A 25,880-nucleotide genomic window follows, 5' to 3' on the forward strand; every position below is an offset into this window, starting at 1 on the left:
CCAGTCTGAAGCCCACGCCGAAGTCTTCACCGATTTCTGCGCCCCTCAGAGGCTCTCGGAACCCCGTACAAAATTATGTTTATTTGCCTGCGTGTACCGCTGCAAAAAACGCTATCCAACGCGGCCAGTACGGCCGTGTGAAAAACCAACCTATCAGTTTTCACACGGGCATCTGGCCCTCACGCAGGAGACGACACGTCATGCTGAGCTGGGACGAATTCGACAAAGAAGACAGCGGCGAAACCGTTGTAAAAGGCGCCAACGCTGGGCACGCAACTGAAGCCAACATGGACCGCCTCGACACCGCTGGTGGCGTCGCGGCTCAAGAAGCCCGCGCTGTAACCGCGTCCGACTCCGCCGCAATCGCCCGTGCAAAAGCTGCCCTGGACAACCTCGACATCGCCGAAGGCCTCGCCGAACTCGAAGGCGCCTCCGCCCGTGTGGCTGTCGACGAAAAGCGCATGATCAACTGCCGCGCCGACCTCAACCAGCTCGTTCCTTTCAAGTACGACTGGGCCTGGCAGAAGTACCTGGACGGTTGCGCAAACCACTGGATGCCGCAAGAAGTCAACATGACCGCCGACATCGCCCTCTGGAAAGACCCGGAAGGCCTGACCGACGACGAGCGCCGCATCGTCATGCGCAACCTCGGCTTCTTCTCCACCGCCGACTCCCTGGTTGCCAACAACCTGGTCCTGGCCGTGTACCGCCTGATCACCAACCCGGAATGCCGCCAGTACATCCTGCGCCAGGCGTTCGAAGAGGCGATCCACACCCACGCCTACCAGTACTGCATCGAATCGTTGGCCATGGATGAAGGCGAGATCTTCAACATGTACCACGAGATCCCATCGGTCGCGAAAAAAGCCACCTGGGGCCTCAAATACACCCGTTCGATCTCCGATCCGAAGTTCGAAACCGGCACCGTCGAAACCGACAAAGAACTGCTGCGCAACCTGATCGCCTACTACTGCGTTCTGGAAGGCATCTTCTTCTACTGCGGCTTCACCCAGATCCTCTCCATGGGCCGCCGCAACAAAATGACCGGCGTCGCCGAGCAGTTCCAATACATCCTGCGCGACGAATCCATGCACCTGAACTTCGGCATCGACGTGATCAACCAGATCAAAATCGAAAACCCACACTTGTGGGATGCTGAAATGAAGGAAGAAGCTTCGCAGATGATTCTGCAGGGCACTCAGCTGGAAATCGAATACGCGCGTGACACCATGCCTCGTGGGGTGTTGGGGATGAATGCGGCGATGATGGAAGACTATCTGAAGTTCATCGCTAACCGTCGTCTGTCGCAGATCGGTTTGAAAGAAGAGTATCCGGGGACTACGAATCCGTTCCCTTGGATGAGCGAGATTATGGACTTGAAGAAAGAGAAGAATTTCTTTGAGACTCGGGTTATTGAGTATCAAACCGGCGGTGCGCTTAGCTGGGATTGATTCGATAACTGCCTAGAATTTTATAAAACACGACATATAAAAAAGCCCTGAGAACCCAGGGCTTTTTTATGGAAAAACTCACACAAAATTCGATACGAAATAAACGGCTTATACTAAATTCTTAAAAAAACTTAAAAACCTACTATCACTAGTCATTGAGAATGACCACTGGGTGAGCCCTATCAGCCCCGCCGCCAGAATAAGAAGAAAACAAGACTTTTGAACCATCAACAATTGGCTTCGGCCCATAAACACTCGACCGATGAAAAAACACCCTAGGCCGATCAGAGTTGATGTAGCCCCAGGCCTTATAGTTATACTCACTAATAACCCCTTCTGCACGAACACTTCTTGCATAGCAGAGGCGGCCGCACGACCTTACCAGATCATCTGCAGTAGGCCTTGCTGCTGAATCTTTATTCATACATGCAATTGCAATACTTAACAAATCATTGGCAAGAGGACTGAATTGCGGGTTTGCCAAAACAAATACTGGAACAGCAGATGGCGGTTCTCGGAGAATTCTTAATACAGCCTTTAACCCGCTACCAAAAGGCAATTGCCCGGTGACGAGTTGAAAAATCATTGCGCCTATCGACCAAACGTCAGCTGGAGGCCCAACTTCTCTTGGTTTTTCAATTGCCTCAGGCGCCATATACGGCAGCGCACCAACCGCAGTCTGAGAGGTCGTCATAGTTGACTCTCCACCTTCGGCGGCATCAATCAACTCTTCATCCGCCATCTTAGCGATACCAAAATCGGTGATTTTTACTTCACTAAGAGAGTACCCTCCTCCTATCATGATATTAGTAGGCTTTAAATCTCTATGCACAACGTTCGCATGATGAGCAGCAGCTAATCCTTTAGCAAGATAATGGAAAATTCTCGCCGCAAGATAAGGATCAATGAAAGAATTATTGTTGAGCAATGCTTCTTGCAAATCACTCCCCTCAACAAACTCCTCAATCAAATACCTATTATCCCCTTCTCTGACATAATCTAGTGTTTTGGCTACATTATGGTGATTCACTTTAGCTGCAACAATAGCACTACGTTTAAACCGCTTAGTGGCTGAACTATTTTTAGGTGTCTTTAAAGCGACCTCACGCAACATAACCGTATCGATTGCTTTATAAACATATTGCATACCTCCCTGCCCTACAAACCCCAATACCTGATACCGCCCACCAATAACGTCTCCTTTCTTATGTGGACCACTCATAAAACAATCTCCGGATGCGAAAGATCAAAAGTAATAAATGCACGATTGAAGCTCTCTCGCTGTGAGTTTCCCAATCCAACAACACAGCTACCAGGTAGTTCTCCATCGACCTGAACAGGTGAATTATTTATAAATACTTCACCCGACACTTTAGTAACATAGAATCTTAACCCATCGTACTCAATTGTCACATTTCCAATTTGATTCGTAGTTCCGCGCTCATTCAAATTCAACGTTATTGTACGCTGCTTAAACCCCAGATACTTAGCCTGCCCCTTATAAACAACTAACGCCTGATGTGTATCATGCAATATATGCTTTGCGAGTTCATCGCGCACCGCTGCCATATTTGGTCTAAGCTCAGCATTCGGATGCAAGCACTGATTTAATAAATCAACTAATTGCGGAGCTATAAAAAATGGAAGGCTTGAAAAAAAATCCGAGTTTTCAACACGACTATATGAATGATGCAGTATTTTCGGGAGCTTCCCGAGGCCCAAATATAACGCAGTAGCACCGAAAGCATATATATCCACGGCATTTGTAAACTCTGCAGCGGGCTTGTATAACTCTGGTGCAGCAAACCCATGGGTTCCAATAAAACCTAAAGTACATGCCTCTGGACCATCATTCCTAGCCAAACCAAAATCGAATATTTTGAAAACACCTTCAGGATCAATCTTAATATTATTTGGTTTTATATCACGATGGATAACTCCTACACTGTGTATATCACTTATCCCTGACGCTATCTGCCAAATATCTTTATAGAAATTACTTGTATTCTGAATCCGACCCTCTAAAGCTTCAAAAAGATCATCGCCTTTTATACACTCTTGAACAATACCCAATCCACGCTCATTGAGATCTAAAAAATCGTAAACCTGAACAACATGTTTCGAACGAATCTGCATCAATGCCGCCAACTCATCTAACATCCGTCTATGGTCAGCTTTATTTTTGATAAATTTTATTGCGACAGTTCGTTCCAGCACCATATCATCACAAAAAATTACCGTCCCCATCCCTCCGTCAGAAGAATCCCCCACCTCTTTATAACGCTCCGGCAGTTGAAGCATATGCTAATCCTTGCTTGGAAAAGAAATTTTTAATTGTGGAGGTGTCTTTTCTGAAACTTTTACTGGATTATTTTTTTCTGTATTCGAAACAGTCTCAATATAAACATTCTTATGTTTTTCAGTTAACAAATATTCCCAGGGAGTTAGTATTTTTTTTCCCGACAATGAGCCCTTTGCTTTTACTTTTGACCGAGATTTTGACTTACCTCCCTTTAAGGTCTCTCCGACACCGACGTCTTTAAATTTACTACTTAGCATTCCATAATTTTTTTCTTCGAAAGAAAACTGCAGATCTCCAAAAGAGTCCCAAACTTCGCACACGCCGTGACCGATGAAATCGTTGTGAGGAAGAAGGTTTTCACTTATGGAAAACATAACAGCACTACAATTATCTTTTCCGCCGCACCATTTGGAGATATCCACCAATCTCTTCAGACAAGTTCCGGGATCGGGGGAGTTAACAGTTATGCTACCCATTAATTTTTCGTCAAGATAATGGATACCATCGGTAGTCATCAAAAAATGACTGGCATCGCCAAGACTAAACGCTGAGTAGTGAGGTTCAAGCTCTTCCCCCATACCTACAAACTGCAAAAGCTCAGATCTATTTTTTAAGCCACTAAACTCTTCACCAAGTTGACCTGCAATAGTATCATCAGTTGTAAACTGCAGTATTCCATCACTGCGCACACCGTAAATTCGACTATCACCAATATTAAGCCAGATACAACTACCATCCTCCCTAATCAGCAAAGCAGAGAGAGTTGCTCCGCCTCTACCGCCAAAAAGTTTATGAACAGCTTGATTAGCATCTAGAGCAGACTCAACAATACCCTCATCGAATCTAACACCTGCTCTACCTCTAACAATAAACGAAGTGAAAAAAGCTGCAAGCGTAGTAGCGGCACAAACACCACCCGCCTGCATGCCTCCCATCCCGTCACTTATTGCCACTAATGTGTAAACAACCCCATCAATATCACTAGTTCGAATAATTGCCGCGCGATCTTGATTCTCTTCTCTAGAAACGCCTATATCTGATGCTATCGCGCCAGACATTGTCGACAATCGCCGAACCCCACTGGAGGGCGTTTTTCTAAGAAACCAAGCCTTTAGCCGCTCGAAGCTCACATATGATTCGACTTCCATATATCTCACTCAAATCATTCATATAATCGATCAGTTAATTGCTAGAAACAAATCCAAAAATTTAATAAACAACCACATTCTTTAAACATTTTATAAAATCGTTTGAAAATATTTCCAACATTTACCCCGATCTTAGCAAGCCAACCCTACAACCAATCCCAGCATTCCACAATGCTCTACCTCTTGACCATCGTAGTGCATTTCTCTAGCCTTTGCTTCGAGCCTAAGAAACTCTAAAAACCAGAGCGGTTCTCCGCACCCGATAGCCATGCGTTTTTTCGCCAGCGGTTTTTCAACGCCTGTGAAAAATCCCCGATATGTCGGGAGTGGGCGAATAAAAGACCCGAAAGGGGAATATGTCCGGCCCGTCTCTGGTGGGTTTCTTAGCTCCCGACACCCATAACGAATGCCCTAAGAAAGCAACCAGAGGTAACGGATATGCCTAATCACTTGCCCTTCCCTACGATGGCGTTTTGTTACGCCTGGCTCACTAGTCATGCTCTCCGTTCGCGGGAGGTTCACCATGATTGATCCCTACGCTCCCACTGTCTTCACCCGCCACAACCTCAAACTCCACGCCCTCCTCCTAGAAAATCAGCCATGGTTCTGTGCCCTCGATCTGGGTCGCTTAATGGGTTTCCATCTCAGTGATCGCGTGGTTAGCAAACTGGACGAGGATCAACGGCATACATTGCTGATCGACTACCACGGGCAACCGGAAAAACGACTGATGCTCAGCGAGTCAGGCGTGTATGCGTTGCTGGTCTATCACTACGCGCCGGGGAATCGGCTGTTGCGCGAGTGGCTGACTCATCAAGTAGTGCCAGCCTTGCGCGACGCGGGGCAGTCAAAGAATGCAGATCGGCCGATGTTGAGTTTGCTGGATTGGCCGGAGATGTCGTTGAGTCTGTTGCATTGGCAGGATGAAGGTTGGATACGGCTGCGGGACATGCCTTATCTGTTGCTGAATCGCACGCGACGGCGGGTGCCTGTGGTTAAGCCTTGGTGGCGGAAGGTTTTGGAGGTGTTTCAGTCTTCGAAGCATTCGGTGGGTTAGAGCGACGGTGTATTTGTAGGATCGCTTGAGCGATACGTCGGTCTTTTCTGTAGGAATTTTCGTAGACAGTAGTAATGGCCACTCAGTATTGTCCGAGGGTTTTCAACCCTCGGCGATTGTATGGACATGGAAAAGGGCAACAGCGACTGGAGTGACGTGGAGATTCAGGCTGCGGTCGATGCCTATCTCAGCATGCTGTCACGCGAGCAGAGCGGTCAGAAGGTCAATAAGGCTCATGAAAATCGCGTCTTGCGTGAAGGTGCCCTCGCCGGTCGCACCAAAGGCTCGGTTGAGTTTCGGATGCAGAACATTTCTACCGTGTTGGAAGAGCTGAAGCGTGATCGCATTCAGGGGTACAAACCTGCCAAGAATGTCGGCGCGAATGTAGTTCGCAGCATTCGCGACGCGCTGAATGCTCCAAGCACTTTGACTCCTGAAGACTTTGCACCGACCGCTGACGAAGCAACGCTAGAACGACGTGCCGCCAAGCTTGAGAAGCAATCGTTCAAGAGTGAGCCGAAAGGGATTTTGAAACCACAGCAGTTGCCCGCCTCTGGAGACGCCTATGTCCGCGATCCTGAGGTAAGAGCTTGGGTACGGAAGGAGGCCAAGGGTATCTGCGAAGGTTGTGGCCAGCCTGCTCCGTTTGAAAAGGATGGCAGGCCGTATCTTGAGGTTCATCACGTTAAGCATTTGGCGCAGGAAGGGTCGGATCGTCCTAGCAATGCCGTGGCGCTTTGCCCGAATTGTCATCGACGTTGTCACCATTCAAGCGATAAGGATGAATTCACTTCCTCGCTCTATAAGAAGGTGAAGCGGTTGAAAACCGAATAATTGGGTTGAATGAAATCTGTGGCGAGGGGGTTTACCCCCGTTCCGGCTGCGGAGCAGTCGCCAAGAAAAAACTGGTCATGCCTGACATTCCGCGTTTGCTGGTTTTAGGACTGCTGCGCAGCCCAACGGGGGTAAACCCCCTCGCCACAGGTTGTGCGCCAGGCGTAGGTAATGCAGTGATATTGGAAATCGCGAGCAAGCTCGCTCCCACAGGTTTGGTGTGTTGCCGCAAGTTTCGCGGAGTGTTGAAAACAGTCAGTGCAACCCGCCCCGCCTCCCGCTATTAATACCCTTCCCCACTCAAGGACCCGAGCCCCCATGAAATTCGACCTCGCCTACTGCCTCAGCCTCGACGACAAGCTGTCGATCTATGACGTGCGCGATTTGAATTTCGACGAAACCATGGAGTTCGATTCCGCCAAGGAACACTTCCAGTGCCCCAACGATGCCTGTCGTTTGGCATTCGATGCGGCAAATGTGTTGACGACGTTCAACGCCAAAAACGTGAATTACGTGCGCACCCCGCATTTCAAGAACACGCCCAGCACCCGGCATGTGGCGGATTGTCCTTATGTCAGTCTCAAGGCGTCGGCGTCAGGTGTGGACGCGGACGGTGCGGAAACGGATGACAGTCGCGAGGAGCATTTCCCGTCGGAGTTGTTGCTGACGCGGCGTGAGTATGTGCGTAAGCCGTCGAACCCGGCGGTGGCGGCTGACGTGATGCGGGACGATCCGAAACCCTCTTCAGCGGCCAGTGACGTCGAACACCCGAGCCGCGAATCAGCACCGGACAAGACCAGTGTCTTCGCCCATCCGGTGGAATGTTTTGTGTCGAACTTCGAGGATAAGGAGCTGCTCAAGCGCATGCCGCTGAAGATTGGCGAGCACACGGCGCCTTATGGGTCGTTCTTCAAGAAGATCGAGTATCTGCAGGACAACAAGGGGCTGATTTACTGGGGCAAGATCAAGGAGATCAAGGATTACACGCAGAGTTTTCGCATCGACTTCGAACAAAAGGTCTGGTTCAAGCAAGCGGACGAGGCGAAGAAGAAGCCTTATTCAGTCAACGTTTACCTGAGCAAAAAGCTGATCGACAACTACCGCAAGCGCAAAGCGTTTCTGGAAGAGATCAAGCACGCCAGTGAGAGCGGGAAAGAGTTGTTTTGCTTCTTTTATGGTGTGACGCCGGAGTTGAAGCAGGTGCCAAGCAAGAAAAACCCCGAGCAAACGTTCGGGGTGTTCAGCGCGAATATTGAGAACCTGGATCACTTTATTGTTCGGGAAGCGCCGGGGTTGGCGGATAAGTAACTTGCTTCATAGCATTATTGCGGTGGCTGGCCCTGCTTCGCGTAGGCCGCTTCCAGCTCTCGTATTTCTCGTTTGACTTCATCACGTCGATTGCGTGCGGCCTGGATGCCAGGCTCGTCGAGTCCACAGTACTGACGCATCCAGTGAGCCATCATCTCCTCATCCGGCACTAAATAGCCTTTGACGTTTTTGCTGCCTCTAATGAAGTGGTTCATCTTCGCGTCAACGCGACCAGCCATGATCTCGTCAGGCGGCAAACAACCCCACTCTGCGGCGTAATCCTCAAAGATCCAGGCGATTTCGCCTATATGGCCTTGCGCACTGCGATGACCGCGTTTGTAGAGCCTGTATTGGCGGCAGCTTTCATTGAATCTTTCAAGCATGGAGTCATGACCAACCCATTGCAGGACATCATGGTGCAGTGCATCACGCATCAGTCCGTTCATCCAACGATCAGAAAACCGCTGAATGAAACCTTTAACGTCGGCCTTCTTCGCATCCGCAAAAATCATGCAGTAGCGGGTTTGCATGTGAATGACGAACAGCACGTGTTTGCGTTGCACGGTGATGGCATGGACCAGCCACTGTTCGGTGAGCTCACCTTGTTCATCGTCCTCGATAACGGGCGATGGCGGTTTCTCCACCGGGGTCATTTTCTTACCCTTGTGGACGCGGCTGAAAAGGTTGCTGGCTGCTTCGGTGCAGTTGAAGATCAACATGCATTGTCCTTTTATGACATCTGTATACGACTGTCAGTCCTGTCTCACGATCTCTTCGACCCACTCAAGCTCATAGGGCCGGCGACCAACATCCGAGATGTAGTCCAACGCATCCTCGCTGAGTACTGATATCTCTGCGTCGGTCAGCAAGTCATGCATGACCATCAAGCGCAAGCCGGTGAGCGCACTGGAACGGGATTGACTGTTATGGTCAAAGGCGCGGGCCATGTCCTTGTTCCGGTCATGCATCAGACCGTAGAGCATTCCATAGCGAGCATGCGCAGAAAGTGCACCATGTTGTGCAATAGCCTTGGCATCGGCGAGCACTCCTTGGCAAAAACGATCGAGCGCGATCTTGCGCAGTTCCTTGAATTTCTTCCAGTCGCTTTCGAGGATCGACATGACGTTCTCCTGCGTGAAATCTTGATCAATGCAAAGACTTATTCTTGCGAAAAAACCTCCTGATTCCAACCCTACTTGACCCACATACCAAGCATCACCAGCACCAGTAAAGCGATATACACCCGCGCATGGGTTCGGTCCGGTATCCGCCCGATCCAAGGCGTAGCCAATCGAATCCCCACCAGCGACCCCACCGTCAACACCGCAAACGCCAGCAGATCCACATAACCGACAAACCACGGCCCAAGATCAAACTCGGTGAAACCAGCCATGACCATGTAAGTCAGCGTCCCGGCCAGCGCCATGGGCAAACTGAGCGGATTGGCCATGGACGTCGCTTGGGACATGCTCAACCCACAACGCCGCAACAACGGCACGGTCATGACGCTGCCGCCTACGCCGAGAAACGTGGCGATGGTGCCGATTCCTACGCCGCCACCAGACACTTCTACCCTTCCCAATCGCCGTGGGATGGCGGTGTCGGACGCTGTAAGAAAGCCGCGTCGCAACAGGCAATCCGCGATGGTCACGCCCAGGTACGCGATGAAGGCATAGCGAATCACCTCGCCACTCACCCACATCGCGGCCACTGCGCCGATGATCGCGCCCACGCCGATAAACCCACCCAGCGGCCACAGGTAATGGCGAATGAGATTACCGGCGCGTCGGTGTTTTCCAGTGGCGATCGTTGCGTTGACGATCATCACGCAGGTCGAGGTTGCCACAGCAATGTGCATCGCCGATTGGCTGACGGGATCGTCTGTGCCGTGGCTGGTCATGAGCATGCGGTAGAGCAATGGCACGACGACGAAGCCACCGCCGAAACCGAACAGCACCGCGGTGATGCCGGTCATGCAGCCGAAGAGTGCCAGCAGGAGATAGAACATCGGTGTCGTCCGTTAGTTGAGAGCGGTCGACGATAGAGCGATGTGTCTTGGCCTGCTTCAGCAAGTCAGCCAATAATGTTCGCGTTTACGCCAATCGCTGAGGCTGCTCGATGCGCAATGTTTCGATTGATCTGCTGGACCACACGCCACGGCCGGTGGTGGCCATCGGTACGGATTATTCCCACGGCCATTTGTTGCCTCGTCATACGCATCGGCGGGCGCAATTGTTGTACGGCGCCACCGGGGTGATGCAGGTCAGCACGCACGACGGCAATTGGGTGGTGCCGCCTCAGCGGGCGGTGTGGATTCCGGCAGGAGTGGCGCATGAAGTGCTGATGCTGGGGGTGAGTACTCGCAGTGTGTATATCGAGCCGGGCGCGGTGGATCTGGGGGATCGCTGCCAGGTGATCAGCGTTTCGCCGTTGATGCGGCACTTGCTGATGGAGGCGGTGGAGATCCCGCTGGTGTATGACGAGCGCGGGCGCGACGGCACGCTGATCGGCTTGCTGCTGCATGAACTGGCGCGCAGCACTCACCTGCCGTTGCACATTCCGCTGCCCGTCGATGCACGGCTGCTCGCGTTGTGCCAGGACTTTGTGCAGCGGCCCGACGCTCACCAGTCGCCACAGCAATGGGCCGATCAGTTGCACATCAGCCTGCGTACTTTCAATCGCCTGTTCCGCCAACAGACGGGTCTGAGTTTCAGCCAATGGCGGCAGCGGGCTTGTGTGGTGCTGGCTCTGGCGCGGCTGGTGGTGGGCGAGCCGGTGACGCGGATTGCCCTGGATTTTGGCTATGACAGCCCGGCGGCGTTCTCCACGATGTTCCGCCGCGTACTGGGACAGGCGCCAACGACCTGGCTGGACGGGACGAGATAGAACCGATCAAAAAATGAGGTTGATCCGCGCTCAAAACAACTGTACAAAAACACAGTATTTTTTGAATCAGCACTCTTGAGCCCGGAGAACACCATGGCCTCTCATGCGATGAAAATCACCCTGGAACGTATCGCCCTTTTCCAATTCACCCCCGCGCATAGCGTTCAGGCCAGAGCGATGCTGGGTTGGAGTGTGGAGGAACTGTCTCGGGAATCCGGGGTTTCGGTGGACGCTATTCAGCGATTTGAGGATGAACGCGATGTGCTGGATGTTACGCGGCTGGCGCTGGCTTATCGGTTTGAATCGGAGGGGTTGGTGTTCTTCCCGGGGTTTGCGCCGGGTCGAGGGATGAATGTGAAAGGGTCTACGCCTGATCCGGTTGGGCGGGCGGATTATGCGATGGTTGAGTGAGGTGTCAGCAAATGAGTGAAGTCAATGGAAGCGACAGCTGTGTTTATGAGGTGCTGGGATATCCCGATGCGGGTGAGATGCGGGCCAAATCTGAGTACGTTATGAAGATTGGCATATTTCTCGAAACCGGTCGTCTGAGTAAGACTGAGGCGGCACAAAAGCTCGGACTGTCTCAGAAGGAGCTGAATGAAATGCTCCGCGGAAAATTTCGCGATTTGACCGTGGCAAAGATCTCGGAATATCTAGACCTGCTACAGGATGAACGCAGCTAGTTTAGTTGCGAATCTCGGGCCGCTCCCGCGGGTCGGCCCGGCGACACATCATCAAGCGTTCTGAGGTTCCACCTGATCGCCAACGTTTTCCATCTCCGACCACCAGGCTCCACCCCGCTGCGGATACATCACATTGAACGCCTGCCCCATCTGCGGCGTGGTGATCGAAACATTCCGCTCCCAGGCCAACGCCAGAATGCGGTCGAAAGGTTCGAACCAGGCGTGCATCGACAAATCGAACGTGCCGTTGTGAATCGGCAATAACCAGCGGCCTTTAAGGTCGATGTGTGCTTGCAGGGTTTGCTCCGGCTGCATGTGAACATGCGGCCACTCGACGTTGTAGGCACCGGTTTCCATGAGCGTCAGGTCGAATGGGCCGTACTGTTCGCCGATGCGTTTGAAGCCGTCGAAATAACCGCTGTCGCCGCTGAAGAAGATCCGCGTGTCGCCGTCGATCATCACCCACGAGGCCCACAGCGTGCTGTTGCCATCGAACAGACCGCGACCGGAAAAGTGTTGCGAAGGCGTGGCGATGAACTGAACACCGTCGACCTCAGTACCTTGCCACCAGTCCAGTTGACGGACCTTGCTGGCGTCGATGCCCCATTTGATCAAGGTGTCGCCCACGCCCAGCGGCGTCAGAAAGTACTTGGCCTTGTCCGCCAGTTTGAGCACCGCTTGATAATCGAGGTGGTCGTAGTGATCGTGGGACAGGATCACCGCTTCAATCGGCGGCAACTCTTCAAGGCTGATCGGCGGCTGGTGGAAGCGCTTGGGGCCGGCCCATTGCACGGGTGAGGCGCGCTCGGCGAAGACCGGGTCGGTGATCCAGAATTTGTCCCGCAGTTTCAGCAGTACGGTGGAATGGCCGAGACGGTAAACGCTGTGGTTGGGGGCGGCGATCAAGGCTGCCTGAGTCAGGGTTTGCACCGGGACAGGCGCCGTCGGGCGGGTGTTACGCGGTTTGTGGAAAATCATGTTCCACATGATGCGCACCATTTTGCGAAAGCCTTCACGTTGCACGGGCGCATGGTTTCGGAAGTGCCCTTCTGCCTGGCGGGATGCTTCAGGCGTGGGGGCGTTGTCCGCAGGGGAAGTTGAAGTGGCCATGACTGAATGACTCCAGGAAAACCGCATGATTCGCGGTTTTCCGCTTGGGACGATAAATGGCCAAGGCACGCACGCATCAGCCGGAGATCTATTGTTCACTGCGCAGGATTAACAAAACATTACACTGCACAGTGTAGTTTCTAGGTTGCATCAAACCCGATCACAAGTAAACTGCCAAGTGTAATTCTCACTTTTTCCTGCCGAAGCGTACTTATGACAGCTCCACAGCGCCTCACCGACCGAAAACGCGAAGCCATCATTCAGGCGGCGATTGCCGAATTCCGTGCCAACGGTTTCGACATCACCAGCATGGACAAGATCGCTGCCACCGCCGGCGTGTCGAAGCGCACGGTGTACAACCACTTCCCCAGCAAGGAAGAGTTGTTCGCCGAAATCCTCAATCAATTGTGGGCGCGGGTGACGTCAGAACAGGAAACGCCCTACCGCCCTGACCTGCCGCTGCGCGATCAGATGCGCCGGATGTTGATGGCGAAATTGCAGATGCTGGGCGATGACAATTTTCTCGACCTGGCGCGGGTAGCCATTGCCGCCACCATCCATTCCCCCGAGCGTGCGCAGAACATGGTCGCCCGAATGGGTGAGCGCGAAGAAGGCCTGACCGTGTGGATCCGCGCCGCTCAGGCCGATGGCCGTTTGAAACCGGTCGCCCCCGAATTCGCTGCACAACAGATTCAGGGAATGCTCAAATCCTTTGCGTTCTGGCCGCAGATTTCCATGGGCTTCCCCGGCCTGTCAGCCGAGATGCAGACCACTGTTGTGGAGTCGGCGCTGGACATGTTTCTGGCCTGCTATCAGCTGCAATAAATGACAATGTCCGCCGCTTTAGCGGTGATCAATAGCGCGGAATAAAACTCCGCAATGTGTTTCAGAATGAAACTGGCGCTGGGGCTATAGTGAGCTTCAGTCCCAGCGCCATGCAGAGAGCACCATGACCACCACGACTTCCGACACTCAACCCGCCCTCCCCGTCGACCATCTGCGCTTTCATCGCGCCCATGCACACTTGGCGCCTACCTTTGGCAACGACAAGTTTGCCCTGCGCGCCGAGGCCTTTGCGCGGTTCTTCGGCACGCCGACCTTTCTCGGTGCGCAGACGCTGATCGTGGTGATATGGGTTTGCCTCAATCTGTTTGGCGTGGCCCATTTCGATCTCTACCCGTTCATCCTGCTCAACCTGGCGTTCAGCCTGCAATCGGCGTATGCCGCGCCGTTGATTCTGCTGGCCCAGACCCGTCAGGCGGCGCGGGATAAAGCCCAGTCCGACGCCGACGCCCTGCACCGCGAAACCCTGGCCGTCGCCAACAGTGAACGTCAGGCACAAGCAGCGCAGAACACCACGCAACTGCTGGAGTTGCTCGAACAAAACACCCGGCTCACCGAAATGACCAAGGCCCTCACCGAACGCATCGAAAGCCTGACCTCGGAAATGCATCAGCACTTCGTGCGCAAGGATCAGCCGAAAGTTTAGCGCTCGGTCAAGGCAATCGAAGCGCCCGCCCCAACTCATCGAACAACGTCACCACCGAGCGCAAGGCGCGGCAGTCCGGGCGGGTCAGCAACCAGAGCGCCGTGTCGTAACCGTGTAACGGCTCGCTCAACGGTTGCAGCCCTTCACCGATGAGGAAGTCCGGCAATGCCGCAACACCGAGCCCGGCCCGTACCAGCTCAGTCACCGACAACATGCTGTTGCAGCGATAACCCGGTGTGACGCCGGGCAACTGCTGACGACGCCACACGACGGTGGGGTGATCAGGCAGGAAGTCGTCCGGGGCAATCCAGGTCAGCGAAGCCAGGTCTTCGGAATCGACCGATTTCAGATACGCCTCGCTGGCACAGACTCGATAGGACACCTCAGCCAATCGCCGGCCGACCAAGTGCTCGGGCGGTGTGCGGGTCAGACGCAAGGCGATATCGGCATCCCGGCGGCTAAGGTTGGCGAAGTCGTTGGACGTACTCAACTCGATGGTCAGCGCCGGATAGCCGGGCATGAACTTCGCCAACGCTGGCAGCAGCAAGCCTTGCAAGACCGAATCGGTGCAGGTCAGGCGCACCGTGCCGCTGATGACTTCACCGCCCTGCTCCACACCAATGCGCGCCACCTCCAGCGCCTGTTCGGCCCGTTCAGCTTGCTCGGCCAGGGTCTGCGCCAAGGTGGTGGGCAAGTAGCCGGCGCGGCTCTTTTCGAACAGTTGCTGGCCCAGCGCGGCTTCCAATCGGCGCACGGCGCGAAATACGGTCGAGACGTCGACCTTCAACAGCGTCGACGCCCGGGCCAGAGAGCCGCCGCGCACCAGCGCGAGGATCAGGGACAGGTCGGGGTAATCCAGTCGATAGTGCGTTGATGCATTGATCAATTGGGATAACGCCAATATTGAGTGCGTGAACGCCAATCTATAGTGGGTGCCAGGAATCAACAAGCGTGGAGCGCACTCATGGAAACCCGCCCAATCCGCATCGCCCTGATCGGCGATTACGACCCGCATGTCACCGCTCACCAAGCCATCCCCATCGCCCTCGACATGGCCGCTGAACGGGCGAACGCAGACGTGCAGTTCCAATGGTTGGCCACCGACCGCATCAGCGCCGATGCGCCATTGGCTGATTTCGACGGTTTCTGGTGCGTGCCCGCCAGCCCTTACCGCGATAGGGACGGTGCGTTGCGGGCGATTCGTTTTGCCCGTGAACAGCAACGGCCGTTCCTTGGCACCTGCGGCGGCTTTCAACACGCCGTACTCGAATACGCCCGACATGTTCTGGGCTGGGACGATGCCGAACATGGCGAGACATCGCCCGATGCGGCGCGAGCGCTGCTCACGCCACTGACCTGTTCGCTGGTGGAGGCCGTCGACAGCATTCATCTGGTGGAAGGCTCGTTGATCGCCCAGGCGTACGAAAGCGCTGAGATTGTCGAAGGCTATCACTGCCGCTACGGCATTAATCCCGCGTTCGAACGTGAGTTGTTGAGCCAACAGCTGTGCGCCGTTGGACACGACTCAACCGGCGACTTGCGGGTGGTGGAACTCAAAGGACATCCGTTCTTCGTCGCGACGCTGTTCCAACCTGAACGCGCAGCGCTCAAGGGCAAGCTGCCGCCGCTGGTCCGTGCGTTGATCGCAGCCTGCAAGAGGCAGAAGTCATGATCGCCAAGACTCCGCCAGCGCCTTACTACGCGGTGATTTTTACCTCCCTGCGCACCGACGGTGATCACGGTTACGAGCAGGCCGCCACGCGCATGCTCGAACTGGCCCGTGAGCAACCTGGTTTTCTGGGTGTGGAATCGGCTCGGGGTGAAGACGGGCTCGGGATTACGGTGTCCTACTGGGCCAGCGAAGCGGCGATCCTGGCGTGGAAACATCAACCCGAGCACAGTGAGATTCGCGAACGCGGGCGGTCGACCTGGTATTCGTCTTGCCATACGCGGGTGTGCAAGGTTGAGCGGGCGTATGCGTTCAAGCTGTAAATAATGCTGCGCTCTTCAGGCCGTCTTCGCGAGCAAGCCCGCTCCCACATTGGATTTGTGTTGATGCACAGATCAAATGTGGGAGCGGGCTTGCTCGCGAAGAGGCCCGCACAGTCACCGCAAAACTCAGCCCTGCACCAAACTGCGAACCGCCGAAATCTCCGGCACTTCCCGGCGATTCATGTACACCCGCAACGGCTCGGTGATGTTGATCCGGTCATCGATGTTCTGATCCAGCAACAACTGAATCAACTCACGCTTGAGCGTCATGGCCTGCGCGGAACCTGGGGCCCAGACGAATTCGCTGGTGGGAATAATGCCGTCGTCAGCCACGTCCATGCCGAAGGAGTCTTCGCTGAAACGAACGATGTACTGGCCGGTCTTGCGATTGAGGCCGACGAAGCCTTTGAGTTGGTCGGCGGCCTGGCAGATGAGCTCGGAAGTGATGCGCATGATAAACCTCACAGAAGGTCGCAAAGGACCGGTGATCGATGGTTTACACGCAGGGCAAGCGAATGGGCGTTCCCTCTGCCGGGGTAACTGCCGGGGCCAAGAGTACTGCAAAGAAGCGCACAAAAGCGCTGAAAAAATCTGCTTTAAACACGTTTATGTCGGTCTGGCGATAGCGCAAGCGGCGCTCAGTTGTTAAAAGATACGTCTTTGAAAATCTGCGAAAGGACCTCGACCATGCCCGTTCCCTTTACCAAGAGCGCCCTGCTTCTGAGTCTGATGCTGGGTCTCGGCCACGCACAGGCCGCCAGCGAACCAAGCCCCACCGCATTGGCAACCCGCACGGGCATCCCGCATCCGGCCGTGATCGCTCACCGTGGCGCGTCCTTCGATGCACCGGAATCCACTGCCGCGGCCTACAAACTGGCCCGCGACCTGGGTGCCGACTACTTGGAACTGGACGTGCAACGCAGCAAGGATGGCGTGCTGTTCGCCCTGCATGACAACAACCTGCAACGCACCACCGACGTCGCCAGTAAATTCCCTGAGCGCAAGGACCGCCCGGCCAACGAGTTCACTATCGCCGAGCTGAAAACCCTGGATGCCGGTAGCTGGTTCAACACCGCCTACCCGGACCGCGCGCGTCCTGCGTACGTCGGTCTGAAAATTCAGACCCTCGACGAAATCATCGACATTGCCCAAGGCAATCCGCTGCACAAGCCCGGCCTGTACATCGAAACCAAAGAACCGAAGCAATTTCCCGGGATCGAGCGCGACCTCAAGGAAAAACTCCAGGACCGCGGCTGGTTGAGCCCGGCAGGTTCGAAACTGGCGAAGAGCGATCTGGCGGTTGGCCAGGGCAAAGGTAAAGTCGTGCTGCAAACCTTCGAGAAGAGCAGCCTCGAACTGCTCGAGAAGGAAATGCCGAAAGTGCCGAAAATCCTCCTGTTGTGGGTCGGTGAAGGCAGCATCGAGCCGAAATCCAAGGTGACGTTTGCCGAGTCCGGCGACAAGGACAAAGCCACTTACTACGCCAAACAGCAACCGAAAGACAAAGCCGAATTCCAGCAATGGGTCGAGTACGCCAAAGCCCAGGGCGCGATCGGCACCGGCCCTTCAGCCGCGCTGACCAAGGGTGGCGATCAGAGCTATTCGGACCTGGTGCAACCGTGGATGAACCAGTACACCCACGATCAGGGCTTGTTGGTGCACGTCTACACCATCGACGATGCCGTGGATTACCAGAAAGTCATGGACGCCGGCGTCGACGGCATCTTCACCAACCGCGCCAGCGAACTGCTCAAGTTCTACAAACGCCCGGCGGCGGCCAGCGTTGCGCAGTTGCTGCAGAACAACGGTTACTGATGAACGAGGGAACGATCGTCACTCAGTCGCGGTTGGAGAATTAAGGGTGGATTAAGTTGCGCCGGATAACCTGATCCCACTTAAACAGATCACCCAAGGATAGAACCTCATGAAAACCCTGACTGCCCTGTTCACTGCTGCTGCCCTGACCCTCACCGCGGGCCTGGCTCAGGCTGATGTCCGCGTCGACCAGATCCCTGAGCTGGTCAAAAGCGGCAAGATCAAGCCATTGGAAGAAATGAATCAGGCTGCTCTGAAGTTGCATCCGGGTGCGACCATCACTGACACGGATCTGGATAATCACTTCAACGGCTACGAGTACGAAGTCGAACTGAAAACCGCTGACGGCAAAGAGTTTGACGTGGACTTCGATGCCGCCACCGGCAAAGTACTGAGCAACAAACAAGACACCTGATGCACAAACACCAAGCCGCACGATCTTCGGATCGTGCGGCTTTTTTGCACGTCAAATTCAGACAATGAAGTCGCGCCAACGCCGCGCCAGCCCGCTAGAATCCCACCACACCGTTCATACAGGGATAGATTGAAATGGGGCAAGCAGCGGCAGCAGACATCGCCACGATCGGTCGGATCAGTGCGGTGCCGGCGATTCTTCAAGTGATCCATGAACTGACGGGACTGCGCTTCGTCGCCGTGGCCCGGGTCACCGAAGAATCGTGGACGGCGTGTGCGGTGCTCGATCAGCTGAATTTCGGTTTGCAGGTCGGCGGTGAGCTGGATCTTGTCACGACCCTGTGCCACGAAATTCGTCGGTCGCATCATTCGGTGGTCATCGAAAAAGCCAGTGAAGACCCGCTTTACCGCGATCACCACACCCCTCGCCTCTATCAGTTCGAAAGCTACATATCCGTGCCGGTTTTCCGCACCGACGGACGCTTTTTCGGCACCCTCTGCGCCCTTGATCCCAACCCTGCGCCCCTCAAATCCAGCACGATCCAGAGCACCATGGAATCCTTCGCCCGGATGCTGGCGCTGCAGATCGAAGCCGAAGAAATCCTGCAAAAGACCGAAGCAGCGCTGAAGCAGGAACGGGAAACCGCCGAACTGCGCGAACAGTTCATCGCCGTGCTCGGGCATGATCTGCGCAATCCCTTGTTCGCCATCAGCGCCGGCGCCGAAATGTTCCTGCGCAAACTACCCGATCCGGCGAATCAGCAACGGGCCCGGCACATCCTCACCAGTGCCCGTCGTGCGACCAAACTGGTCGATGACGTTCTGGATTTCGCTCGCGGCTCTTTGGGCCGTGGCATTCCCGTGAACATCGAGCCGTGCCCGGATCTCGAGGATGCGTTGCGGCATGTGATTTCAGAGGTTCAGAGCGTCCATCCCGACCGTACCATTCAATCGTCCATCGGTGACCTGCACAGCGTTCATTGCGATCGCGAACGGGTCGCACAGTTACTCTCCAATCTGGTGGCGAACGCGGTTGCTCATGGCGATCCCGACGGCCCGATCGATATCAGCGCGCAGATCAATGAAGGACAGTTCGTGCTGAGCGTGAACAATCAGGGGCTGATTGCCGAGGATGTGCTGCCCCATCTGTTCCGACCCTACTCGCGATCGGCCAGCGGAACACCGCAGACCGGTCTCGGGTTAGGGTTGTACATTGCCCGTCAGATTGCGCAGTCCCATGGCGGAAAACTGGACGTGGCCTCGACCGAGCAACAGGGCACGACGTTCACCTTCAGTCTTCCAGCACTGAGTTAAGCAGTCGTACTGACCAAGGAACCGGAAGTACTGCCCCCCTCATCCTGCAACGCCTGCAACAACGCCGCCGTCGCGGTCTGCAACGAACCCGAAGTCGTCGCAATCTGCGACTGAGCCGCCGCGACGTCTGCCGCTTTGGCTTCGGCGCTTTCCTGCCTGGCTTGGGCCGCTTGCAGTTGCTGCTGTTGTTCCTGCAATTGCTTTTGCAGCTCGGCGATCTGCTTGCGCAGCTCTTTCACCGTATCGGATTCTTCGCTGCTGCTGGAGCTGCTGCCGCTCGCCGCGGGGGCGCCGCCGGCGGATACCTTGGTGGTGTCACTGGACGCCTCGGCGGTTGCCGTGACTGAGGTGTCTTCGGTGCTCTCACTGACGGCAGTCTTGTTCGAAGCAGTCGTGGCCGTCGGGGTGATCGAAACGGAAGTGATGCTGACCATGGCGGTTTTCCATTGGGATTTGGGATTACCGTGGTCATCGACATCGACACTGCGGACTTGAGATCGACTGTGTACCGACTCAGTCTCAGCGCCGATACAAAGGCCTTTCGCCAACCGACTAACCGTCACAAAACCGTCAAAAATCCTTGCGATGATGCGGCTCAAGTGAACCTGTGAAACCCGCCGTAACGCGACCTGTAGCAGCTGGCGAAGCCTGCGTTCGGTTCGGGCCGCGTTCGGACGTAGCAGTCGTGAAATTAGACGATGCGGTGTTTCAGAAAAACCTCGCACTCAGGTTTTACGACTGCTGCGCAGCCGAACGCAGCCTCGCAAGCTCGACAGCTGCTACACAAAGCGACCGACCGCACCTCCCTCAGTGAGACCTCATGAACCACAGCATCGACCAAAGTCATCGCGACACGGACCTGTTCGGTCTGCTGTACGGTTTCAGTTTTCGCCCCGGTGAGCGCGGCCGCGAGCTCGATTCGGCCAAGGCCTTGCAGTGCCTGCAACAACCCGGCGACAACGACGAATTTCTCTGGCTGCACCTGAACCTGGCCCACGCCGCATGCGAGCGCTGGATGAAAAGCCATCTGGAATTGCCCGACGAATTTTTCGAAGCGCTGCATGAGGGCTCTCGTTCGACGCGTATCGAGCATGTGGATTCGGCGTTGCTAGCGGTGGTCAACGACGTGGTGTTCAACCTCAGCAGCATGGTTTCTTCAGATGTTTCGACGCTGTGGGTTTGCGCCCGCAGTCGGCTGATCGTCAGCGCACGCCTGCAACCGCTGCACTCGGTGGACAAACTGCGCTCATCGGTGAAGGCCGGTGAGTGCTTTCGCTCGCCGCTGGAGTTACTGGTGCATCTGCTGCGCGATCAGGGCGAAGTGCTGACCCAGATCGTGCGCAAGACCAGCCTCAGTGTCGATCAGATCGAGGATGAGTTGCTGTCCTCGCGGCTGTCGACCAACCGGGCTGAGCTGGGTGCCAACCGACGGGTACTGGTGCGCCTGCAACGCTTGTTGGCGCTGGAACCGGGCTCGTTGCTGCGCCTGCTCAATCGCCCGCCGCAGTGGTTGCAGAAGGAAGACGTCAAGGAGCTGCGCAAGTCCACCGAGGAGTTCGCGCTGATCATCAACGACCTCACGGCGCTGGGCGAACGGATCAAGCTGTTGCAGGAAGAAATCGCCGCCAACCTCAACGAACAGAGCAACCGCACGCTGTTCACCCTGACCGTGGTCACGGTGCTGGCCTTGCCGATCAACATCATCGCCGGTTTCTTCGGGATGAACGTCGGTGGGGTGCCGCTTTCCGGCGACCCGGAAGGGTTCTGGATTCTGGTGGCACTGGTCGCGACGTTTACCGTGATCGCCGGGCGTTGGGCGTTTCGCAAGCGCCAGGATTATTAAGATCAAAAGATCGCAGCCTCGTTTCACTCGACAGCTCCTACATTTGGAATGCGCAACCCTGTAGGAGCTGTCGAGTGAAACGAGGCTGCGATCTTTTGTTTCTGCCTTTAAAAAACCCCAAACCCTGATCCAGCGCAGCCTCTCTGTAACATTCAGCAACGATCATGGGCGACACTCCTTCTCCCCTCAGGATTGTCCGTCATGGCTACTCCTTCCTTCACCGCCGCCCAGGCGCCCGCCAGTAGCGCTAAACCTCAACTCGATAAAAAGCCCGGCCTGCTGACCATCGTGATTTTCTTCGCTGTGCTGGGCAGCGGGCTGTTGTTCACCGCCTACAGCCTGATGCACGACATGAACGAACTCGGCACCGTGGTGACCACCTGGACGCCGTTTCTGCTGTTGGGCGTGGCGCTGCTGATTGCCCTCGGCTTTGAGTTCGTCAACGGTTTCCACGACACCGCCAACGCCGTGGCCACGGTGATTTACACCAACTCCTTGCCGCCGAATTTCGCGGTGGCCTGGTCCGGGTTCTTCAACTTCCTCGGGGTGCTGCTGTCCAGCGGTGCGGTGGCGTTCGGCATCATCGCCCTGCTGCCGGTGGAGCTGATTCTGCAAGTCGGTTCCTCCGCCGGTTTCGCCATGATCTTCGCCCTGTTGATCGCCGCGATATTGTGGAACCTCGGCACCTGGTGGCTGGGCTTGCCTGCCTCGTCGTCGCACACCCTGATCGGCTCGATCATCGGGGTTGGCGTGGCCAATGCCCTGATGCACGGCCGCGACGGCACCAGCGGCGTGGACTGGGCGCAGGCAACCAAAGTCGGCTATGCGCTGTTGCTGTCGCCGCTGATCGGCTTCGCGTTCGCCGCGCTGTTGCTGCTGGCCTTGCGTGCTTTCGTGAAGAATCGTGCACTGTACAAAGCACCGAAGGGCGACACTCCGCCACCGTGGTGGATTCGCGGCATGTTGATCCTGACCTGCACCGGCGTGTCCTTCGCCCACGGTTCCAACGATGGCCAGAAAGGCATGGGCCTGATCATGCTGATTCTGGTCGGCACGCTGCCGATGGCTTACGCGCTGAACCGCACCATGCCGGCGGACCAGGCGCTGCAGTTTGCCGCCGTGGCCGAAGTCACCCAACAAGCGTTGGTCAAAAGTGCGCCGCTGCCAGCGCCGGCCGACCCGCGTCCGGTGCTGTCCGATTACGTGCGCAGCAAGGAAGTCACGCCGCAACTGATCCCCGCCCTCGCCGCGTTGACCGGCAATATCGGGAGCGAAGTGAAGGGCTACGGCTCGCTCTCGAAAGTCCCGGCTGAGGCCATGGGCAACGTGCGTAACGACATGTACCTGACCAGCGAAACCATTCGCCTGATGGACAAGAACAAGGTCGGCAACTTCGACGCCGACACCAGCGGCAAGCTGCAACTGTTCAAGCAGCAGATCGACAACGCCACGCGGTTCATTCCGCTGTGGGTGAAAATCGCGGTGGCCATCGCCCTGGGCCTGGGCACCATGGTCGGCTGGAAACGCATCGTGGTGACGGTCGGCGAGAAGATCGGCAAGACCCACCTGACGTATGCGCAAGGCGCCTCGGCGGAAACCGTCGCGATGCTGACCATCGGCGCGGCGGACATGTTCGGCCTGCCGGTGTCGACCACGCACGTACTGTCATCGGGCGTGGCCGGGACCATGGTCGCCAACGGCGGCGGCTTGCAGATGAAGACCATCCGCAACCTGCTGATGGCCTGGGTGTTGACCTTGCCGGCGGCGATTCTGTTGTCGGGCAGCCTGTACTGGTTGTTCACCCAACTGTTCTGATCTGATCAACGTTTCAACAGTCCCGGTTCGTTTCTGAGCCGGGATTTTTTTTGCACGGAAAACGCATTTCGTCGCAAATTATTGGGGTTGCGGCTTTATTGATCTGCCACCCGCCGGATTGCACTTCAGTTTGCTAACGTGTGGCCGACTCATTAGAGACTCGATGCATTCAGGAGTGGAATCGTGAATCTGTACATCAATCAGCTTCAACAGAAAGCTGACTTCAAAGAAGCCATCTACGCCGGCGACATCTTCCTGAACACTCAGTTGCGTGCCGCCAAAGAGCTGTGTGCGTTTGCTCAGGAAAGCATCACCGCCGCCTTCGACGGCGAGACCAACCACCAGGCGCTGCACACGCTGATGCCGGTGGAAGAATTCGTGGTGCTGGTGACGCGCCTCAAGGGCCAGTTCACCAACAGCCAGCGCGCCAAGGACCTGATCTTGTCGTTTATCGACGAGATCGGTGTCGACCCGCACGAGTACATTTTCGACGTGCCGCGCATTCGTGTGGTGCCGAACTACGACTACCTGCACGCCGGTGTCAGCTATGCCTACAAACCGCATCGCGACACCTGGTACGGCAGCGTCGATTGCCAGATCAACACCTGGATGCCGGTGCACACCATCAGCCCCGACCAGACCATGATGATCAACGCCGGCTACTTCGACGTGCCGGTGAAGAACACCTCCAGCGAATGGAGCCTCAACGACTGGATCAACAACCAGCGGCACAAGGCCAAGGACAACCTCAAAGAGGAAGTCCGCGTGCACCCGGTACCGCTGGAGGCGATCAACACCGCATCCGAAATGCGCATCGCCGGCAACACCGGTGAGATGCTGATCTTCTCCGGCTCGCACCTGCACGGCACGGTCGCCAACCACACCGATCAAACCCGCTTCAGCGTGGACTTCCGCCTGATGCACCTCGACGACCTCAAGCACAAGCGCGGCGCGATCAACGTCGATAGCGCCTGCCCTGATGTCGGCGCCGGTTTCAAAGACTATTTCCACGCCCACGACTTTTCGAATTTCCAAGGAATCCAGCAATGACCAAGCGTCGCATCACGCCTGCCGAGGCCCAGTACAACGAAACCCGTGCCAACGTTCTGAAACGGGTCGATGCCGAGTACGTGGCCGACGCGCCGTTCGTCTTCGCCAACCGCATCGGCGTGACTGCTGCACTCTCGCGCATGGAGCTGTTCAAGAAGGTGGCCGAAGTGCCGGGCGCGATCATCGAGTGCGGCGTGTACAAGGGCAACTCGCTGATGCTTTACATGCACCTGTCGATGATTCTCGAACCGTACGCGATCAACCGTTCGATCGTTGGCTTCGACACGTTCGAAGGCTTCCAGAGCATCGACAAAAACGAAGACCCGGCCGACGTCAACGAGACAATGTTCTCCGACACCGACCAGTCCCTGATCCAGGACATGATCGACGCCAACGACCTGCTCCGCCCGGTCAACCGCATCCCGCGTTGCGAGTTGGTGAAAGGCGACATCGTCAAGACCGTGCCTGAGTGGGTCAAGACCCGGCCGGACCTGGTCGTGGCCATGCTGATCCTCGACACCGACCTGTACGAATCGACCAAAGTCGCGCTGGAAACCTTCCTGCCGTACATGCCAAAAGGCGCAATCGTGGTACTCGACGAAGTCGCTTACCGCAACTTCCCCGGCGAAACCAAAGCCCTGCGCGAAGTACTCGACCTGAACAAGATCGAGCTCAAGCGTTTGCCGTTTGATAGCTGCGTAGGTTATTTCCACGTCTAACGCATAACCCTGTGGGAGCGAGCCTGAACTGGTCAAGTAATTCTGGACACCAGTTAAGGTTCACGCAGCCTCGTTTCACTCGACAGCTCCTACATTGGAATGCGATCCCTGTAGGAGCTGTCGAGTGAAACGAGGCTGCGATCTTTGTTTTTAAGCTTCGTAAGCCTGGCGCAGGATCAACCGCTCCCGCACCACGTCATACGTCCAGTGGTAGACGTAGGTGTACGGCAGGAAAAACAGCAGCACGCCGATATCCAGCACGAACGCTTGCCACAGGCTGACCTTCAGCCACCAGGCAATCAACGGCACACCCACCGCGACCAGACCGCCTTCGAACAACAGCGCATGGACAACACGTACCCACGCGTTGTGCACGAGGTTGTAGTGTTTGAGCGCACGGTCGAACAATCCGTTGAAGACCACGTTCCAGGCCAGGGCAAGTGCCGCGATAGCCATGGTCACGACGCCCATGTCGAGCATCGGTTTGTCCATGATCCACGCCAGCAGCGGCGTACAGATCAGGATGGCCAGCAATTCGAAACCAATGGCCTGGAAAATACGTTCAGTGATGGATTTGTTGGCGCTCATGGCCAGACTCCTCTGAGTGACTGTGGTTGCCATGATCCTTCTTCGCACCGATACTTCATAAC

At 55.6% G+C, this 25,880-nt stretch carries 29 protein-coding genes; 18 read left to right on the top strand and 11 right to left on the bottom strand.

Annotated elements, in window-relative coordinates:
- The first annotated feature begins 200 nt into the window (after nucleotides 1-200).
- Entirely contained in the window at nucleotides 201-1,451 is a 1,251-nt protein-coding gene (locus tag ASC74_RS11230; protein ID WP_008034875.1) for a ribonucleotide-diphosphate reductase subunit beta, read from the top strand.
- A gap of 148 nt (nucleotides 1,452-1,599) precedes the next feature.
- Here ASC74_RS11230 and ASC74_RS11235 read toward each other — a convergent pair whose 3' ends face one another.
- The 3 genes from ASC74_RS11235 to ASC74_RS30980 are packed head-to-tail and all read right to left on the bottom strand — an operon-like array spanning nucleotide 1,600 to nucleotide 4,901.
- Entirely contained in the window at nucleotides 1,600-2,673 is a 1,074-nt protein-coding gene (locus ASC74_RS11235) for a serine/threonine-protein kinase (protein ID WP_056741432.1), read from the bottom strand.
- Nucleotides 2,670-3,752, bottom strand: a complete 1,083-nt coding sequence (locus tag ASC74_RS11240; RefSeq protein ID WP_056741433.1) for a serine/threonine-protein kinase — start codon at nucleotides 3,750-3,752, stop codon at nucleotides 2,670-2,672. The genes ASC74_RS11235 and ASC74_RS11240 overlap by 4 nt, the downstream gene beginning before the upstream one ends.
- Before the next feature lie 3 nt (nucleotides 3,753-3,755).
- On the bottom strand, nucleotides 3,756-4,901 hold the full coding sequence (locus ASC74_RS30980) for a PP2C family protein-serine/threonine phosphatase (protein WP_082555798.1): 1,146 nt from the start codon (nucleotides 4,899-4,901) through the stop codon (nucleotides 3,756-3,758).
- A 523-nt stretch (nucleotides 4,902-5,424) separates the two neighbouring features.
- Between ASC74_RS30980 and ASC74_RS11245 the strand changes: the two genes are divergently transcribed.
- From ASC74_RS11245 to ASC74_RS11255, 3 genes are all read left to right on the top strand, one after another.
- Nucleotides 5,425-5,958 (top strand): BRO-N domain-containing protein, encoded by a 534-nt coding sequence (locus ASC74_RS11245; protein ID WP_056741434.1) that lies wholly within the window; start codon nucleotides 5,425-5,427, stop codon nucleotides 5,956-5,958.
- 120 nt (nucleotides 5,959-6,078) lie between these two features.
- Nucleotides 6,079-6,792 (top strand): HNH endonuclease signature motif containing protein, encoded by a 714-nt coding sequence (locus ASC74_RS11250; protein WP_056741435.1) that lies wholly within the window; start codon nucleotides 6,079-6,081, stop codon nucleotides 6,790-6,792.
- Nucleotides 6,793-7,110: 318 nt separating this feature from the next.
- A complete protein-coding gene (locus tag ASC74_RS11255; RefSeq protein WP_056741436.1) occupies nucleotides 7,111-8,100 on the top strand; it encodes a hypothetical protein in 990 nt (329 codons plus the stop codon).
- A 14-nt stretch (nucleotides 8,101-8,114) separates the two neighbouring features.
- Here ASC74_RS11255 and ASC74_RS11260 read toward each other — a convergent pair whose 3' ends face one another.
- The 3 genes from ASC74_RS11260 to ASC74_RS11270 form a co-directional block, all read right to left on the bottom strand.
- Nucleotides 8,115-8,819, bottom strand: a complete 705-nt coding sequence (locus ASC74_RS11260; protein ID WP_056741437.1) for a DUF6933 domain-containing protein — start codon at nucleotides 8,817-8,819, stop codon at nucleotides 8,115-8,117.
- A 33-nt stretch (nucleotides 8,820-8,852) separates the two neighbouring features.
- Nucleotides 8,853-9,221, bottom strand: a complete 369-nt coding sequence (locus tag ASC74_RS11265; protein WP_056741438.1) for a hypothetical protein — start codon at nucleotides 9,219-9,221, stop codon at nucleotides 8,853-8,855.
- A 71-nt stretch (nucleotides 9,222-9,292) separates the two neighbouring features.
- Nucleotides 9,293-10,108: a sulfite exporter TauE/SafE family protein gene (locus ASC74_RS11270; protein ID WP_056741439.1), complete on the bottom strand. Its 816-nt coding sequence runs from the start codon at nucleotides 10,106-10,108 to the stop codon at nucleotides 9,293-9,295.
- A 110-nt stretch (nucleotides 10,109-10,218) separates the two neighbouring features.
- Here ASC74_RS11270 and ASC74_RS11275 point away from each other — a divergent pair, with 110 nt between their 5' ends.
- The 3 genes from ASC74_RS11275 (at nucleotide 10,219) to ASC74_RS11285 (ending at nucleotide 11,669) form a co-directional block, all read left to right on the top strand.
- A complete protein-coding gene (locus tag ASC74_RS11275) occupies nucleotides 10,219-10,986 on the top strand; it encodes an AraC family transcriptional regulator (protein ID WP_056741440.1) in 768 nt (255 codons plus the stop codon).
- 93 nt (nucleotides 10,987-11,079) lie between these two features.
- Nucleotides 11,080-11,397, top strand: a complete 318-nt coding sequence (locus ASC74_RS11280; RefSeq protein ID WP_046045462.1) for a helix-turn-helix transcriptional regulator — start codon at nucleotides 11,080-11,082, stop codon at nucleotides 11,395-11,397.
- An 11-nt stretch (nucleotides 11,398-11,408) separates the two neighbouring features.
- The gene (locus ASC74_RS11285) at nucleotides 11,409-11,669 is read left to right on the top strand and encodes an XRE family transcriptional regulator (RefSeq protein WP_082555799.1); all 261 of its coding nucleotides are present in this window, start codon (nucleotides 11,409-11,411) and stop codon (nucleotides 11,667-11,669) included.
- Between the two features lie 51 nt (nucleotides 11,670-11,720).
- Here ASC74_RS11285 and ASC74_RS11290 read toward each other — a convergent pair whose 3' ends face one another.
- Nucleotides 11,721-12,779: an MBL fold metallo-hydrolase gene (locus tag ASC74_RS11290; RefSeq protein ID WP_056741441.1), complete on the bottom strand. Its 1,059-nt coding sequence runs from the start codon at nucleotides 12,777-12,779 to the stop codon at nucleotides 11,721-11,723.
- A 213-nt stretch (nucleotides 12,780-12,992) separates the two neighbouring features.
- Here ASC74_RS11290 and ASC74_RS11295 point away from each other — a divergent pair, with 213 nt between their 5' ends.
- Together ASC74_RS11295 and ASC74_RS11300 are read left to right on the top strand one after the other, a co-directional pair.
- Entirely contained in the window at nucleotides 12,993-13,604 is a 612-nt protein-coding gene (locus ASC74_RS11295; RefSeq protein WP_056741442.1) for a TetR/AcrR family transcriptional regulator, read from the top strand.
- Between the two features lie 124 nt (nucleotides 13,605-13,728).
- Entirely contained in the window at nucleotides 13,729-14,268 is a 540-nt protein-coding gene (locus tag ASC74_RS11300; protein ID WP_056741443.1) for a DUF1003 domain-containing protein, read from the top strand.
- A 7-nt stretch (nucleotides 14,269-14,275) separates the two neighbouring features.
- Here ASC74_RS11300 and ASC74_RS11305 read toward each other — a convergent pair whose 3' ends face one another.
- Entirely contained in the window at nucleotides 14,276-15,217 is a 942-nt protein-coding gene (locus ASC74_RS11305; protein ID WP_082555800.1) for a LysR family transcriptional regulator, read from the bottom strand.
- Nucleotides 15,218-15,232: 15 nt separating this feature from the next.
- Between ASC74_RS11305 and ASC74_RS11310 the strand changes: the two genes are divergently transcribed.
- Together ASC74_RS11310 and ASC74_RS11315 are read left to right on the top strand one after the other, a co-directional pair.
- Nucleotides 15,233-15,940 carry a CTP synthase C-terminal region-related (seleno)protein gene (locus tag ASC74_RS11310; protein ID WP_056741445.1) on the top strand — a complete coding sequence of 236 codons (708 nt, stop codon included), beginning with the start codon at nucleotides 15,233-15,235 and terminating at the stop codon, nucleotides 15,938-15,940.
- A complete protein-coding gene (locus ASC74_RS11315) occupies nucleotides 15,937-16,260 on the top strand; it encodes an antibiotic biosynthesis monooxygenase family protein (protein WP_056741446.1) in 324 nt (107 codons plus the stop codon). Before ASC74_RS11310 ends, ASC74_RS11315 begins: the two co-directional genes overlap by 4 nt.
- Before the next feature lie 126 nt (nucleotides 16,261-16,386).
- Here ASC74_RS11315 and ASC74_RS11320 read toward each other — a convergent pair whose 3' ends face one another.
- Nucleotides 16,387-16,713 carry a DUF2025 family protein gene (locus tag ASC74_RS11320; protein WP_056741447.1) on the bottom strand — a complete coding sequence of 109 codons (327 nt, stop codon included), beginning with the start codon at nucleotides 16,711-16,713 and terminating at the stop codon, nucleotides 16,387-16,389.
- Nucleotides 16,714-16,947: 234 nt separating this feature from the next.
- Here ASC74_RS11320 and ASC74_RS11325 point away from each other — a divergent pair, with 234 nt between their 5' ends.
- The 3 genes from ASC74_RS11325 (at nucleotide 16,948) to ASC74_RS11335 (ending at nucleotide 19,803) form a co-directional block, all read left to right on the top strand.
- A complete protein-coding gene (locus ASC74_RS11325) occupies nucleotides 16,948-18,075 on the top strand; it encodes a glycerophosphodiester phosphodiesterase (protein WP_056741448.1) in 1,128 nt (375 codons plus the stop codon).
- Between the two features lie 109 nt (nucleotides 18,076-18,184).
- Nucleotides 18,185-18,490 carry a PepSY domain-containing protein gene (locus ASC74_RS11330; RefSeq protein WP_056741449.1) on the top strand — a complete coding sequence of 102 codons (306 nt, stop codon included), beginning with the start codon at nucleotides 18,185-18,187 and terminating at the stop codon, nucleotides 18,488-18,490.
- Nucleotides 18,491-18,624: 134 nt separating this feature from the next.
- Nucleotides 18,625-19,803: a GAF domain-containing sensor histidine kinase gene (locus ASC74_RS11335; RefSeq protein WP_056741450.1), complete on the top strand. Its 1,179-nt coding sequence runs from the start codon at nucleotides 18,625-18,627 to the stop codon at nucleotides 19,801-19,803.
- Here the strand turns inward: ASC74_RS11335 and ASC74_RS11340 are convergent.
- Nucleotides 19,800-20,237 carry a hypothetical protein gene (locus tag ASC74_RS11340; protein WP_056741451.1) on the bottom strand — a complete coding sequence of 146 codons (438 nt, stop codon included), beginning with the start codon at nucleotides 20,235-20,237 and terminating at the stop codon, nucleotides 19,800-19,802. The genes ASC74_RS11335 and ASC74_RS11340 overlap by 4 nt on opposite strands.
- Nucleotides 20,238-20,623: 386 nt before the next feature.
- Here ASC74_RS11340 and ASC74_RS11345 point away from each other — a divergent pair, with 386 nt between their 5' ends.
- The 4 genes from ASC74_RS11345 (at nucleotide 20,624) to ASC74_RS11360 (ending at nucleotide 25,230) form a co-directional block, all read left to right on the top strand.
- Nucleotides 20,624-21,646: a transporter gene (locus ASC74_RS11345; RefSeq protein ID WP_008145929.1), complete on the top strand. Its 1,023-nt coding sequence runs from the start codon at nucleotides 20,624-20,626 to the stop codon at nucleotides 21,644-21,646.
- A 201-nt stretch (nucleotides 21,647-21,847) separates the two neighbouring features.
- Nucleotides 21,848-23,461 carry an inorganic phosphate transporter gene (locus tag ASC74_RS11350; protein ID WP_056741452.1) on the top strand — a complete coding sequence of 538 codons (1,614 nt, stop codon included), beginning with the start codon at nucleotides 21,848-21,850 and terminating at the stop codon, nucleotides 23,459-23,461.
- Nucleotides 23,462-23,644: 183 nt separating this feature from the next.
- Entirely contained in the window at nucleotides 23,645-24,511 is an 867-nt protein-coding gene (locus ASC74_RS11355) for a hypothetical protein (RefSeq protein ID WP_056741453.1), read from the top strand.
- Nucleotides 24,508-25,230: a TylF/MycF/NovP-related O-methyltransferase gene (locus ASC74_RS11360; protein ID WP_046049529.1), complete on the top strand. Its 723-nt coding sequence runs from the start codon at nucleotides 24,508-24,510 to the stop codon at nucleotides 25,228-25,230. The genes ASC74_RS11355 and ASC74_RS11360 overlap by 4 nt, the downstream gene beginning before the upstream one ends.
- Nucleotides 25,231-25,380: 150 nt before the next feature.
- Here the strand turns inward: ASC74_RS11360 and ASC74_RS11365 are convergent, their stop codons facing one another.
- Nucleotides 25,381-25,818 carry a multidrug/biocide efflux PACE transporter gene (locus tag ASC74_RS11365; protein ID WP_056741454.1) on the bottom strand — a complete coding sequence of 146 codons (438 nt, stop codon included), beginning with the start codon at nucleotides 25,816-25,818 and terminating at the stop codon, nucleotides 25,381-25,383.
- Nucleotides 25,819-25,880: the final 62 nt, after the last annotated feature.

The sequence above is a fragment of the Pseudomonas sp. Root329 genome, assembly GCF_001424925.1.
Taxonomy (GTDB): Bacteria; Pseudomonadota; Gammaproteobacteria; order Pseudomonadales; family Pseudomonadaceae; genus Aquipseudomonas; species Aquipseudomonas arabinosi.

Excerpts from the sequence above, each read along its gene's own strand:
- ASC74_RS11250 (WP_056741435.1), top strand. The coding sequence starts at position 6,079 with ATGGACATGGAAAAGGGCAACAGCGACTGGAGTGACGTGGAGATTCAG.
- ASC74_RS11240 (WP_056741433.1), bottom strand. The coding sequence starts at position 3,752 with ATGCTTCAACTGCCGGAGCGTTATAAAGAGGTGGGGGATTCTTCTGAC.
- ASC74_RS11345 (WP_008145929.1), top strand. The coding sequence starts at position 20,624 with ATGAACCACAGCATCGACCAAAGTCATCGCGACACGGACCTGTTCGGT.
- ASC74_RS11320 (WP_056741447.1), bottom strand. The coding sequence starts at position 16,713 with ATGCGCATCACTTCCGAGCTCATCTGCCAGGCCGCCGACCAACTCAAA.
- ASC74_RS11230 (WP_008034875.1), top strand. The coding sequence starts at position 201 with ATGCTGAGCTGGGACGAATTCGACAAAGAAGACAGCGGCGAAACCGTT.
- ASC74_RS11325 (WP_056741448.1), top strand. The coding sequence starts at position 16,948 with ATGCCCGTTCCCTTTACCAAGAGCGCCCTGCTTCTGAGTCTGATGCTG.
- ASC74_RS11260 (WP_056741437.1), bottom strand. The coding sequence starts at position 8,819 with ATGTTGATCTTCAACTGCACCGAAGCAGCCAGCAACCTTTTCAGCCGC.
- ASC74_RS11350 (WP_056741452.1), top strand. The coding sequence starts at position 21,848 with ATGGCTACTCCTTCCTTCACCGCCGCCCAGGCGCCCGCCAGTAGCGCT.
- ASC74_RS11360 (WP_046049529.1), top strand. The coding sequence starts at position 24,508 with ATGACCAAGCGTCGCATCACGCCTGCCGAGGCCCAGTACAACGAAACC.
- ASC74_RS11265 (WP_056741438.1), bottom strand. The coding sequence starts at position 9,221 with ATGTCGATCCTCGAAAGCGACTGGAAGAAATTCAAGGAACTGCGCAAG.
- ASC74_RS11335 (WP_056741450.1), top strand. The coding sequence starts at position 18,625 with ATGGGGCAAGCAGCGGCAGCAGACATCGCCACGATCGGTCGGATCAGT.
- ASC74_RS11365 (WP_056741454.1), bottom strand. The coding sequence starts at position 25,818 with ATGAGCGCCAACAAATCCATCACTGAACGTATTTTCCAGGCCATTGGT.
- ASC74_RS11340 (WP_056741451.1), bottom strand. The coding sequence starts at position 20,237 with ATGGTCAGCATCACTTCCGTTTCGATCACCCCGACGGCCACGACTGCT.
- ASC74_RS11330 (WP_056741449.1), top strand. The coding sequence starts at position 18,185 with ATGAAAACCCTGACTGCCCTGTTCACTGCTGCTGCCCTGACCCTCACC.
- ASC74_RS11255 (WP_056741436.1), top strand. The coding sequence starts at position 7,111 with ATGAAATTCGACCTCGCCTACTGCCTCAGCCTCGACGACAAGCTGTCG.
- ASC74_RS11290 (WP_056741441.1), bottom strand. The coding sequence starts at position 12,779 with ATGGCCACTTCAACTTCCCCTGCGGACAACGCCCCCACGCCTGAAGCA.
- ASC74_RS11310 (WP_056741445.1), top strand. The coding sequence starts at position 15,233 with ATGGAAACCCGCCCAATCCGCATCGCCCTGATCGGCGATTACGACCCG.
- ASC74_RS11285 (WP_082555799.1), top strand. The coding sequence starts at position 11,409 with ATGAGTGAAGTCAATGGAAGCGACAGCTGTGTTTATGAGGTGCTGGGA.
- ASC74_RS11275 (WP_056741440.1), top strand. The coding sequence starts at position 10,219 with ATGCGCAATGTTTCGATTGATCTGCTGGACCACACGCCACGGCCGGTG.
- ASC74_RS11315 (WP_056741446.1), top strand. The coding sequence starts at position 15,937 with ATGATCGCCAAGACTCCGCCAGCGCCTTACTACGCGGTGATTTTTACC.
- ASC74_RS30980 (WP_082555798.1), bottom strand. The coding sequence starts at position 4,901 with ATGGAAGTCGAATCATATGTGAGCTTCGAGCGGCTAAAGGCTTGGTTT.
- ASC74_RS11280 (WP_046045462.1), top strand. The coding sequence starts at position 11,080 with ATGGCCTCTCATGCGATGAAAATCACCCTGGAACGTATCGCCCTTTTC.
- ASC74_RS11295 (WP_056741442.1), top strand. The coding sequence starts at position 12,993 with ATGACAGCTCCACAGCGCCTCACCGACCGAAAACGCGAAGCCATCATT.
- ASC74_RS11300 (WP_056741443.1), top strand. The coding sequence starts at position 13,729 with ATGACCACCACGACTTCCGACACTCAACCCGCCCTCCCCGTCGACCAT.
- ASC74_RS11235 (WP_056741432.1), bottom strand. The coding sequence starts at position 2,673 with ATGAGTGGTCCACATAAGAAAGGAGACGTTATTGGTGGGCGGTATCAG.
- ASC74_RS11245 (WP_056741434.1), top strand. The coding sequence starts at position 5,425 with ATGATTGATCCCTACGCTCCCACTGTCTTCACCCGCCACAACCTCAAA.
- ASC74_RS11270 (WP_056741439.1), bottom strand. The coding sequence starts at position 10,108 with ATGTTCTATCTCCTGCTGGCACTCTTCGGCTGCATGACCGGCATCACC.